Annotated in this window: 12 protein-coding genes and 1 pseudogene; 2 read left to right on the forward strand and 11 right to left on the reverse strand. The window is 40.9% G+C overall.

Annotation, left to right across the window (positions count from 1 at the left end; genetic code table 11):
• Positions 1–86: 86 nt before the first annotated feature.
• The 7 genes and pseudogenes from H7T93_RS01825 to H7T93_RS01855 all read right to left on the reverse strand — a co-directional run bounded on the left by H7T93_RS01825 (position 87) and on the right by H7T93_RS01855 (position 5,267).
• A pseudogene (locus tag H7T93_RS01825) lies at positions 87–807 on the reverse strand (16S rRNA pseudouridine(516) synthase).
• Positions 808–887: 80 nt separating this feature from the next.
• A complete protein-coding gene (locus tag H7T93_RS01830; RefSeq protein WP_070439145.1) occupies positions 888–1,571 on the reverse strand; it encodes a VIT family protein in 684 nt (227 codons plus the stop codon).
• 90 nt (positions 1,572–1,661) lie between these two features.
• On the reverse strand, positions 1,662–2,432 hold the full coding sequence (locus H7T93_RS01835) for a nucleoside phosphorylase (protein WP_175061684.1): 771 nt from the start codon (positions 2,430–2,432) through the stop codon (positions 1,662–1,664).
• A gap of 78 nt (positions 2,433–2,510) precedes the next feature.
• A complete protein-coding gene (locus H7T93_RS01840) occupies positions 2,511–3,005 on the reverse strand; it encodes a DUF6773 family protein (protein WP_175061683.1) in 495 nt (164 codons plus the stop codon).
• Between the two features lie 13 nt (positions 3,006–3,018).
• Positions 3,019–3,216 (reverse strand): helix-turn-helix transcriptional regulator, encoded by a 198-nt coding sequence (locus H7T93_RS01845; RefSeq protein ID WP_175061682.1) that lies wholly within the window; start codon positions 3,214–3,216, stop codon positions 3,019–3,021.
• A gap of 177 nt (positions 3,217–3,393) precedes the next feature.
• The gene (locus H7T93_RS01850) at positions 3,394–4,377 is read right to left on the reverse strand and encodes a rhodanese-related sulfurtransferase (protein ID WP_195917893.1); all 984 of its coding nucleotides are present in this window, start codon (positions 4,375–4,377) and stop codon (positions 3,394–3,396) included.
• 188 nt (positions 4,378–4,565) lie between these two features.
• Positions 4,566–5,267, reverse strand: coding sequence for a glucosamine-6-phosphate deaminase (locus tag H7T93_RS01855; protein WP_022496435.1), 702 nt, complete (start codon positions 5,265–5,267; stop codon positions 4,566–4,568).
• Positions 5,268–5,417: 150 nt separating this feature from the next.
• On the opposite strand from H7T93_RS01855, the gene queA reads away from it, so the two are divergent.
• Positions 5,418–6,461, forward strand: coding sequence for a tRNA preQ1(34) S-adenosylmethionine ribosyltransferase-isomerase QueA (queA, locus tag H7T93_RS01860; protein ID WP_201041601.1), 1,044 nt, complete (start codon positions 5,418–5,420; stop codon positions 6,459–6,461).
• 96 nt (positions 6,462–6,557) lie between these two features.
• Here queA and H7T93_RS01865 read toward each other — a convergent pair whose 3' ends face one another.
• Entirely contained in the window at positions 6,558–8,345 is a 1,788-nt protein-coding gene (locus H7T93_RS01865) for an ABC transporter ATP-binding protein (protein WP_201041602.1), read from the reverse strand.
• A 12-nt stretch (positions 8,346–8,357) separates the two neighbouring features.
• Complete coding sequence (locus H7T93_RS01870; RefSeq protein ID WP_002885969.1) at positions 8,358–10,094, reverse strand: ABC transporter ATP-binding protein; 1,737 nt, start codon at positions 10,092–10,094, stop codon at positions 8,358–8,360.
• Positions 10,095–10,222: 128 nt separating this feature from the next.
• On the opposite strand from H7T93_RS01870, the gene H7T93_RS01875 reads away from it, so the two are divergent.
• Positions 10,223–10,426 carry a hypothetical protein gene (locus H7T93_RS01875; protein WP_201041603.1) on the forward strand — a complete coding sequence of 68 codons (204 nt, stop codon included), beginning with the start codon at positions 10,223–10,225 and terminating at the stop codon, positions 10,424–10,426.
• Positions 10,427–10,459: 33 nt separating this feature from the next.
• On the opposite strand, the gene H7T93_RS01880 is transcribed toward H7T93_RS01875, so the two are convergent.
• Both H7T93_RS01880 and H7T93_RS01885 read right to left on the reverse strand, forming a co-directional pair.
• On the reverse strand, positions 10,460–11,557 hold the full coding sequence (locus tag H7T93_RS01880; RefSeq protein WP_201041604.1) for a sensor histidine kinase: 1,098 nt from the start codon (positions 11,555–11,557) through the stop codon (positions 10,460–10,462).
• The gene (locus H7T93_RS01885) at positions 11,542–12,249 is read right to left on the reverse strand and encodes a response regulator transcription factor (protein ID WP_201041605.1); all 708 of its coding nucleotides are present in this window, start codon (positions 12,247–12,249) and stop codon (positions 11,542–11,544) included. Before H7T93_RS01885 ends, H7T93_RS01880 begins: the two co-directional genes overlap by 16 nt.
• Positions 12,250–12,253: the final 4 nt, after the last annotated feature.

Below are 12,253 nucleotides of genomic sequence, written 5' to 3' on the forward strand. Positions count from 1 at the left end.
TGAGCCTTACAGTATTAAGGCTCATGATAGAGGGAACCTATCATGAGATTGAAAATTCCTATCGCACTTTAAGTCACATAGGGCTGCTAGCCAAGATAAGTACGTAGGATTGCTTTTTCCGCTTCAGTTAATGCTCGGTAGGATCCTACTGCCATCCCTTCATCAAGCTTAAACTCTCCAAAAGAAATACGCTTAAGATAGGTCACCTTGACGCCATAAGCCAAGAACATCTTTTTCACCTGATGAAATTTCCCTTCCGAAATCGTGATTCTAGCACAACTCTTGTCACTCGCAGAACTTAGAATTTCTAACTGAGCTGATTTACAAACAGTACCATCCTCAAAGACAACACCTGACTCAAAAAAATGCAGGTGCATCAGGCCCAAGAACATCATTGACCTCGACATAATAAGTCTTAGCCACATGATAGCGTGGGTGAAGCATGGCAAATCCCAAGGGACCATTGTTAGTAATCAGCACCAAACCTTCCGTATCTCTATCCAATCGCCCAACAGGATAAAGCCCCTCTCGCTGATCTTCAGGCTTAATCAAATCAATGACTGTTTGGTGTTCCTTGTCCCTTCGAGCTGACACTACACCTGCTGGCTTATTCATAAGGTAGTAGACTTCTGGGGCATGCTCCAGTTCCTTACCAGAAACCGTGATGGTTTGAAGACTAGCATCCACATTAAGATTATCTTGTTCAGCCAAGATGCCATCCACAGATACCTGACGGCTACGAATAAGCTTCTTGACTTGATTGCGAGAACCATAGCCCGCCTGTCCTAATAATTTATCTAAACGCATAGCCCTATTGTACCATGGATAAGCCTGGTCTAGTAGACTAAAAAAGCCTACCTAAGAAAGCAGACTCATATTACTAACAATTACACATTCACATGGAAGATATGCCCAACCAAGAAGGTCACAAGCATGGTCAAGAGTCCTACTGTCAAATTACGCAACATCGCTTGTTTAATAGGTGCTTTTCCGAGCTTGGCACTAATATAGCCAGTCAAAAGCAAAGTCAGTGCAACCACGACCACTGTTACAGGAATACGGTAAGGCTCTGGGAAAAGCATGATAGCTAGTGCTGGTGGCAAGGAACCAACTGAAAAAGCAAAGAAACTAGATACGGCAGCATGCCATGGATTGGTAATTTCATCCAAGTCCACTCCATATTTTTCCTCAACTAAGACCTTGATAGGATTTTTACTAAAGGCTTGATTGACCTTGACTTCGGCTGCTGTTTCGCAATCCCCCTGACTGAGGAAGGTTTGGTACAAACTCTCTCTAGCTGCTTCAGGTGAGCGATCCAGGAGAGCTTGTTCCTTAGCGATGGCAGCTTCTTCGGTATCTTTTTGCGTTGAGACACTGACATATTCGCCACCGGCCATCGAAAAGGCACCAGCAAAAATGGCTGACAAGGCAGAAATCAAGATGAACCAAATGTTTGATGTCGCACTAGCCACACCGATGACCACTCCCGCAATGGAAATGATTCCATCATTGGCACCTAATACACCTGCTCTCAAAATATTTAAGCGTTCTGCAAAATTCTTATCTTCCAATTCTCTTACTCCTTATTTAGAATGATTCTAAAAAGTATTATAGCAGTTATTTAGAATGATTACAAATAAGAAGTTTGAAAAGTAGAATTTTTAAGGTTTACTCCAGTCACACGCAAACTCCAAAGCTAATAAAGCCACCTTGTCCTTTTCATCCAAGTCCATATGATTCATCAGGTTACGAGCGTCCCAATTACCTTCAGAAAGGTGATCCGCAGCATAGAAGAAGTGGCAGACCTCAACACCTCTAAACTTTGCTAAAGCTGCAACTGCAGAGCACTCCATATCCACACAAATGGCCCTTGCTGCCTTTCGAGCTTTGAGTTTAGCACTCGTCTCACGGTAAATACCATCAGTTGTCCAGACCTTGCCTTCCTTATGAGGAATCTGACGCTCATTGAGATAGGAACGAAAACAAGCTAAAACACCCACATTTACCGCAATCTCATTGCTAGCTTCCACATAGTGAAAACTCGTTCCTTCATCTCTAAGAGCATGACTAGGGATAATAATAGAAGTCTCTTTAATATCTTCATCAAGCACCCCACAAGTCCCAAAGAGCACCAGTTTATCAGTTCCCAAAGCAAAAATATCCTCTAAAATAGCCACACAGGCAGAGGCACCTACAGGTGCATTAAAAAGAGCCAACTCCTGCTCATCAATAACAAGCTTATATATCGGAATAGCCACATTCGCCATGGACGTTTCATAGATAAGTTCATGAGGAAACATCTCAAGCATTCGTTGAAAGGTCGAACGAGAAAAACAGGATACAGCTATTTTAGGAAACCCCTCAAGAGGCTCATTCAAGTCCTCGGGATTGATAATCGCTTGTCTATTCGCATCAAATTCAGTTAGTAGCATACGTGACCTCCTTAGTTTTAGGACCCATTATAACACAAAAAAATCAGACCAAAAAGAACGGTCTGATTCTAACACTATTTATTCTTCATTTTCCAAATCGTCTAGTTGTTTTTCAAGATGCTTTCTCGCATATCTTCCAAGTGCAGCGAGAGCCCAATTCATAAAAAAGACAAAGGGAGCATACAACATATAAGTACCTGCCCAAGTCATGAGATATCTAGGATCCAAGGGATTATTATGATAAACATTGTGGTTGTACCGATAGTTAGTCATCATAATTATAAGAGTGATAAGCCCAGTCGCCAGTAAACAACCTAAGACTGTCATCCTCGAACCTCCAAAAGCATTTACAGCAAGACGTTCAGCTCTATAACCAGACCAAATCCATGCTATCAATAATGGATAAAGTAAGTAATCAGCAGGGATGACACCATTGTTAAAGAGGGAGCCATAAACTAAGTATACAAACATCCCTGCAATCATTATGCAATAGCATTCGGCACCAACTTTATTATTTAGAGCTTTTTCGCGTTCGTCTGTAACCTTATTATCAATCAGCTTAAATTTCATCATCTTTACTTCCTTTCTAAATCTCCCAAAACAGTTGATCCAACGTCCTGTCTAGTGTTTTACAAATAGCAATGCATAAGGCTAGGCTGGGATTGTACTTTCCAGCTTCAATCAAACCTATGGTTTGTCTTGTTGCACCTACAGCTTCTGCCAAGTCACCCTGGGTCATATCATGCTCTACTCGAGCTGCTTTTAAACGTAAATTCTTTGCCACATGCCCCTCCTTTACATCATATCTGATATTATCGTCGACATCAATTAGATTCACCATCTGTTTTCACCTTAATTATACACTATATATTTCTAATTGCAATATATATGTGTCATAATTTTAGAAATAAATTACAAAATAAAAAGCCGAGATTCTTCTCAGCTTCTTCACTATTTAAACTTAGGCAGGTGTTACATCCAAGCTTTCACCAATTGCCGCAAGACGTTCGACAACTTCTTCTTGGTTCAAACCATTTTCAGAGACATAACGGTTGCGTGGGTGAACACGGCATTCATGTGAGCAGCCACGAAGGTACTTGTCTTCATTTTCCTCTGAAGCAAGGATACGACGGTTACAGAATGGGTTACCGCAGTTGACATAGCGTTCGCAAGGCGTACCATCGAACCAATCCTTACCGACAACGACAGGGTCTACATGGTTGATATCAACGGCAATACGCTCGTCAAAGACATACATCTTACCATCCCAAAGCTCCCCTTGAACCTCTGGATCTTTTCCGTAAGTTGCAATACCACCGTGCAACTGGCCAACATCTTTGTAGCCTTCACGGACCATCCAACCTGAGAATTTCTCACAGCGGACACCACCAGTACAGTACACAACCACGCGCTTGTCCATGAACTCTTCTTTATGGTCGCGAACCCATTGTGGCAATTCACGGAAGTTACGAATGTCTGGACGAATGGCTCCACGGAAGTGACCAAGGTCATACTCATAGTCATTACGTGTGTCAAGGACAACAGTGTCCTCATCTAGAAGGGCGGATTTAAACTCTTTTGGTGACAAGTAGGCACCTGTTGTTTCAAGCGGATTGATGTCGCTGTCAAAGTTATCATCCTCTAAACCAAGGTGAACGATTTCCTTCTTGTAACGCACAAACATCTTCTTGAAGGCTTGCTCTTCTTCCTCATCAATCTTGAACCAGAGGTCCTCCATCCCTGGAAGGCTGTGAACGTAGTCCATGTATTTTTGAGTGGTTTCATAGTCACCAGAAACCGTTCCATTGATTCCCTCGTCAGCGACCAAGATACGTCCTTTCAGACCGATTGACTTACAGAAAGCCAAGTGGTCAGCCGCAAATTGCTCAGCATTTTCGATGGGAAGGTATTTATAATAAAGCAATACTCGAATAGGTTTTGCCATTGTATGTCCTCTTTCTTTATGAAATATCTATATCTGTTGTTTGATAGTCAAAGTCAACTTAACTATTATAGCGCTATCAAAGAGGGCTAGGCAATTGATTTGTTTGGAAGCACATTTTCACAAAAGAAAAAGGCTGAGGTCAAATGCCTCAACCTGAGTTTCGTAAGATTGTTTTTCAAAAGATAGTATTACAATTTCGCAGCAGCTGCCTCATCTAAGATGAGAGTCACATCTGGATGATTTTGCAAAACACTAGCTGGGACTTCCTCTGTCACCGGACCCTTGACCATCTTGAAAATGGCATCTGCCTTCTTGTCACCATAGGCAAACAAGATAATCTTCTTGGCAGCCATAATAGAAGCAATTCCCATTGAAATAGCCTTTGTAGGGACTTGGTCACGACTGGCAAAGAAACGGCTATTGGCTTCAATGGTGCTGTCAGTCAAGTCGACCACATGAGTTTGACTATCAAAAGGCGTACCTGGCTCATTAAAACCAATGTGCCCATTACTTCCGATGCCTAGGATTTGCAGGTCAATGGCATGTTGTGCCAAGACGTCATCGTAATCCTTAGCCGCCTGCTCCAAATCCTCAGCCATACCGTCAGGCAAGAAGCTCTCCTTAAATGGTTTGGCATCAAAGAGTTGAGCCTTCATAAAGGCATGATAGCTCTGCTCATGGTCTGGTGCTAGTCCGACGTACTCATCCAAATTGACGCTGTAAAGTTTCGAAAAATCCACGTCACTTTCAACCATCTCTTGGTAAAGGGCGATAGGGGAACTACCTGTCGCCAAGCCCAATGTTTGAGCACCTGCTACAAGGCTCTCTTTAAGAAGATCAAAGGCAACTTGGCCTCCCTCAACTTGATTCTTAACTAAAATCTTTTTCATTCTATTCACCTCAATATTGGTATATACCATTTTCTTTATTATCTCTTTTTTTAACCTTTTTGTCAAGCGCTTTCACTCAACTCCTTTAATGACGGTCGCCCTATATCGTGCTATAATAAAAAGGCTGAACATTTTTAAACGAGGAAAGAAATGAATACAAACGATTTTGATTTTGAACTGCCAGAGGAACTGATTGCTCAAACCCCATTGGAACAACGTGATGCCTCTAAACTCTTGGTCATTGATCCTGTAACTAAGGAAATGACTGATACCCACTTTGACCACATCATCGACCAGCTTAACCCTGGCGATGCCTTGGTCATGAACAATACACGTGTGCTTCCAGCCCGCCTATATGGTGAAAAGCCTGATACCCACGGCCATGTGGAATTCCTACTTTTGAAAAATACCCAAGGGGATAAATGGGAAGTATTGGCCAAACCAGCCAAACGCCTTAAAGTAGGTGCTAAAGTCAGTTTTGGCGATGGCCGCTTGACTGCCACTGTCACTGAGGAACTAGATCACGGTGGTCGAATCGTAGAATTTAGCTACGACGGTATCTTCCTTGAGGTCTTGGAAAGTTTGGGCGAGATGCCACTGCCACCTTATATCCATGAAAAATTAGAAGACCGTGACCGTTACCAAACGGTCTATGCCAAGGAAAATGGCTCTGCCGCTGCTCCTACAGCTGGCCTCCATTTCACTCCTGAATTACTTCAAAAGATTGAAGCTAAAGGTGTAAAATTGGTCTACCTCACCCTTCACGTTGGACTGGGAACCTTCCGACCTGTTTCTGTCGATAATGTCGACGAACATGAGATGCACTCAGAATTTTACACCCTCAGCCAAGACGCTGCCGATACACTCAATAGTGTCAAAGCCGCTGGAGGACGCATCATTGCAGTGGGAACAACCTCTATTCGAACACTAGAAACAATCGGCAATAAATACGATGGTCAACTCCAAGCCGACTCAGGCTGGACCAATATCTTTATCAAACCAGGCTACCAATTCACAGTCGTAGATGCCTTTTCAACCAACTTCCACCTTCCAAAATCAACCTTGGTGATGTTGGTTTCAGCCTTTGCTGGCCGTGAATTCGTCCTTGATGCCTATAAACACGCCGTCCAAGAACACTACCGCTTCTTCAGTTTCGGAGATGCCATGTTCGTCACACGACGTGCTGAAAAATAATATTGATTTTGAGACTTCTCTTTCCGGGGAAGTCTCTTTTATTGCTCGTCAAATTCAGAAAAAATCCACCAGTTATGAACTGATGGATTTTTTTGTTTATTTCTCCGCAAACTGGCTATTATACAAGTCGTAATAGAAGCCTTTATCTGCAAGGAGGGATTCATGGTTCCCTTGTTCGATGATTTGACCATCTTTAAGGACCAAAATTTTGTCTGCTTCTTGAATAGTCGACAGACGGTGGGCAATGACAAAACTTGTTCGACCTTGCATAAGGGTCTTCATGGCTTTTTGAATCAAGAGTTCCAGACGGGTATCAACCGATGAGGTTGCCTCGTCCAAAATCAAGATTTTAGGATCAGCCAAAAGCGCACGCGCAATGGTCAAAAGTTGCTTTTGTCCTAGTGAAATGTTACTTGATTCCTGGTTCATTTCCATGTTGTAACCACCAGGTAGTGTACGGATAAAGTGGTCCACATTGGCAGCCTTAGCGGCTTCAACAATCTCCTCGTCAGTCGCCTCAAGATTACCAAAGCGAAGATTTTCCTTGATAGTTCCTTCAAAGAGCCAAGCATCCTGAAGCACCATACCAAACTGTTTACGATAATCCTGACGTGACAGGTTACGGATATCGTGACCGTCAACCGAGATAGACCCGGCAGTCACATCATAGAAACGCATGAGGAGGTTGATAATGGTTGATTTTCCAGCACCGGTAGGACCGACAATGGCTACCATTTCGCCAGGATTAACCTCAAGATTAAAGTCACGAATCAAAGGTTTATCAGCCACATACTGGAAGTCCACATGCTTAAAGCTAACTTGGCCAGTCAAATCTCCCTCTAGCACTTCAGTAGCATCATTAGCCTCGTCTGGTTCATCCATGAGTTGGAAAATACGGTCCAAAGAAGATTTAGCACTCTGCAATTGTCCAGCCAACTGAGTCAAGTTCTGAATGGGTTGGTTAATCTGCCAAACATACTGAACAAAGGCCTGCATATTACCAATCGTCAGACGACCAGCCAAAACTTGCAAACCACCAAGAACAGCGACAATCAGATAGGTCAGATCAGACAAACCATTAAGGACAGGCATCATGAGTCCTGAAATGAAATTGGCCTTAAAACCTACCTTCTGAAGGTCTTCCGTGATTTCTTTAAAGTCGTCCAAAGACCTGTCCTCACGGCCAAATAGCTTAAGAACGTTGAAACCAGTTAGATTTTCCTGAACAAAACCGTTAAGGGCACCTAGGGCATCAGCCTGCTGCTTAAAATAGGGCTGAGACTTACTCATGATAAAGCGAGCACCAAAGAAAGTAATGGGAATAGTGATGACAACTATAGCTCCCAATTGAAGATTAAGGTAAAGCACTGTCCCGATAACCAAGGCCAAAGTAAAGACCGCATTAACTACCTGTAAAAAGGACTGCTGCAAGGCATTCGAAACTGTCTCGACGTCACTGGTAAAGCGTCCCAAGAGGTCCCCAAATTGATGCTTGTCAAAGTATGACACTGAGATACGATTGATTTTCTCAGTCATCTCATTACGCATATCCTGAACCGTTGCCTGCACAGCATTGGTCATGAAATAGTTGGAATAGTAGGCGGCCAACTCATAAATAAGACCACGCAAGAGATAAACAACCAAAACCAAACCAACATAGGAAACGTTGATATGAGCGCCTTCGACACCCTTCATGATGGCCAGCGTATTTTTGGTCAGCTCTGTAATAGCTAAACCAATAACTACGGGTTCAAGGACACTCATGATAACACTAACAATTTTCAGGAAAATGGCTAGGTAAAGTGGGAAACGATAAGCCTGCAAGTAGGACCAAAGGCGGCCAAAACTTGAGGAATGACTTGTTTTCTTTTTATTATTCTTCATTTCGACCTCCTTCTAGTCTTCTGTAAGACTCTTTTGATTCAATTGAGAATTAGCAATTTCACGATAAATCTCATTGCTTTCCATGAGTTCTTCGTGACGGCCACGACCAACGATTTCACCCTTATCCAGAACGATAATCTGGTCAGCATCCATGATAGTTCCCACACGTTGAGCCACGATCAAGACTGTCGCATCCTGGGTAACTTCTTTCAGACGGCGACGCAAGGTCGCATCTGTCTTGTAGTCCAAGGCAGAGAAGGAATCATCAAAGATGTAGAGGTCAGGACGTTTAACCACTGCACGTGCAATTGACAAACGCTGCTTCTGTCCCCCAGAAAGGTTGCTACCACCCTCAGCCAAGTGAGAATCGTAGCGTTCTTCCTTGCTGTCGATGAATTCCTTAGCTTGAGCGACATCCGTAGCTTGATTCAATTCTTCATGACTGGCATTTTCTTTACCATAACGGATATTTTCACCGATGGTCCCTGTAAAGAGCAGGGCTTTTTGTGGAATAAAGCCAATCTTACGACGAAGAGCCTTAAGATTGTAGTCACGAACATCCACACCATCCACAAGAATGCGCCCCAAGGTCACATCATAAAAGCGTGGAATCAACTGTACAAGTGATGATTTTCCTGAACCCGTAGATCCAATAAAGGCAATGGTTTCACCGGGTTTAGCCTTGAAAGAAATATTGTGTAGGACAGGACTCTCAGTTTCACCAGGATAGGCAAAAGTCACATTGTCAAACTCCAAATATCCCTTAGTCTCAGTCTCTGTCACTCCATCTTCATTTGGATTGATAGAAATAGGCATATCCATAATCTCCTGCAGACGTTCACTAGATACCGCCGTACGAGGATACATGGTAAAGAGGTTAGCTAGGAAAAGGAAAGACAATAGCGCATGGAAACTGTACTCAATAAAGGCAACCAAATCCCCGATTGCCAACGTTCCAGAACCTAATGGCTCAAGAGCAAACCAAACAATAGCTACAATCATGGCGATGATGATTTGCACAAAAAGTGGCTCAGTCAAACCAGTTAATTTAAAGAGCTTGTTTGAATTATCCGCATAGACAGCATTTTCAGAAGCAAACTTCTTCTCTTGAAAATCTTCTCTAGCGAAAGCTCGGATGACACGAAGTCCAGTCAGATTCTCACGAGCGTACTGGTTAATCTTGTCGAGAGTTGCCTGTTGTTTCTCAGAAAGCGGACGCGTTTTTACCGCCACATACCAGACTACTACGGCTAGGAAAGGCAAGGAAATTGCCACAATCCAAGCCAAAGATGGACTTGTCGTCAAAATTAAGAAGACACTGGAAACCATCATCAGAGGAGTAATGACACCCATCTTTAGAATCTGTTCTGCAAACTGCATGAGAACAAAAGCATCAGATGTAATACGAGTTACCAAAGAGGATACCCCAATCTGCTCGTACTCATGGTGGGAATACTCCTGAAGCTTAGCGTAAATGTCATTACGCATGACCTGCACCATTGTGGTCGTCAACTTACTAACCGCATAGGACAAGAGCACACGACCAACAATCCCAGTCAAGACCACACCGAACATGACCCAAGCATAGGTATAAAGCTTGTCAGCATCTCCACGGTTAATCCCCTCATCAATCATTCTGGCAAGAACCGTCGGCAGACCTAAGTTAGCAATAACAAATAAAATAGCCGCCGTAAAATTCATTGCTAGCCACTTAGGATAACGCCTGAGATAAGACCAAATATAAGCCATAAATTTCTCCTTTTCTTTTTTGCATTTACCATGCCTTTAGGATTTTTATAGTTATTGACAACCACTAAAGCCGAAAAAGGCACAGAAAAAGGGCGTGACAAGCACGCACATTACCTACATTCTAACAAATGAAAATATTAAAAGCAATAGAAAAAACCAGAGCTAATGCTCTGGTTTTCTTTATTAAGCGACTTGAGTCGTTACCTTATTATTTATCTTTACTTAAAGCCATGATAGACTTGACAAATGGTGGAAAAGAACCGAATAAATCAGTTATGAGTGCTAATTGCAAAGATTTTGAAATAATTATTATCAATATGCTTACTTTATGAACTTCATAGAATTCAAGATTACGATATTCAAGCCTAGGTGTTATCACTATTTTTTATAGGAATAATTAATTTAACCATAGCCCCTTTTTCCTTATTTTGCAGTTGTATATCACCAGAATGAATGCTCATTACTTGTTTTACAAATGCCAAACCTATTCCAAAATGTTCAAACTGTGAATTTCTACTAGTGTCTTCTCGATAAAATAATTTTCCAAAATTTTTTAAAACATCTTCAGAAAATTTAGAACCATTATTCCAAATACTTAAGGCAATACTACCATCTTCTAACTCAAAGATAACTCTGATTCTCTTTTTAGAATCGTCTGCATAAGCCATTGCATTATTAACAATATTTGCCACCGAACGGATTATTAAATCTAAATCCAATTCAATATTACAGTCTCGGTCTATCTTCGAATTATACTTGTAGTCAATGTTATCTCCAATAAGGTATTCACACTCTTGTTCCAGTATTTTGGATAAATTACTAATACGATACTGATGGAAAGAAATCTGATAAGAGTAAAAAGTTTTAGAGTAGTTGATTAACTGATTAAAATAGCTATCTAATTGGTTGCTTGCTCTTTCAATGTCTTTAAGACATTGAACATCAACACCTGATAAAGGTGCCAATTGCAACAATTCCGAGTTTCCTTTAATTACAGTCAAAGGTGTCTTCAAGTCATGCGCCATCGCTGAAACTTTAAAGAGAATATCCTCCTTTTGGTCTTTCTCTACCTGAATCATATTTTTAATTCTTTGTTGCATTAATTCAATGTGTTTATTTGTTTCTATGAATTCAAGAATTGTTAAATTCGATGAATTGTTTACAGATGTTAGCCACATGCTACCATGATAAACAATCTCCATTTCTTGCTTTACTCTTGTTAACAAAGCTTTAATATTAATAGAAACTATAATAATCAAAGATATACAAATATAAACCCATGAAAAAACATTAAATAATAGCCCTAACAAGCCACTAGCGATTGACTGATTTTCTGAATGGATATTGATAGAAATAGTTGATATAGGAAAAATATAGGCTACAATTACATTCAAACAAAATTGTTTAACAATTGTCCACTGCGTCTTTTTTACTAAAGCCTTAAAATCTAATTTTCGTTCCAACTATATCCGCCTCCCCACTGTGTCTTGATCGGATTAATTGAAAAGGGTTTTAATTTTGAACGAATTTGATAAATATACTCAGCAATAGAACGAAATTGTGCATCTGATTCCGACGGATATATTCTCTCATAGAGCTCCTCAACGGAATATACTCTCTTCGGGTTGCTTGCTAAAGTATATAAAATTGTAAATTCTCGCTTTGTCAATGATATAGTCTCTTCTTCAATTAAGATTTCTTGATTGCTGACATTAATTATCAAATTCTTTGTACATATTTCTTTATTATTTTTACGAGTTCTTTCCTCCCTTTGGATATGCATCCTAACACGAGCAACTAATTCTGTAATACTAAATGGTTTTTTTATATAATCATCCGCACCAGCCTTTACCCCGCTAGCCAAATCACTATCCAATTGCTTGGCTGTTACAAAAATTATCGGTACATCGATTTGTTCTCGAATGGATTTACAAATTTCTAAACCATCAATCGGCATCATGATATCTAATAAAATTAAATCAAAGCCAATAAATGAACAAATATCTATGTTACCTACTTCTCTCCTCGTCGTAACTTCAAACTCTGAGCGTTCTAAAGAATTCTTTATCAAACGAAGAATGCTTTCATCATCATCAATTGCTAATATTCGATATACTTTTTTTCTTTCATAACTAAATATTATCACAAAATACAAAATT

Source organism: Streptococcus sp. 9.1, assembly GCF_016648815.1.
GTDB classification, from domain to species: domain Bacteria; phylum Bacillota; class Bacilli; order Lactobacillales; family Streptococcaceae; genus Streptococcus; species Streptococcus salivarius_E.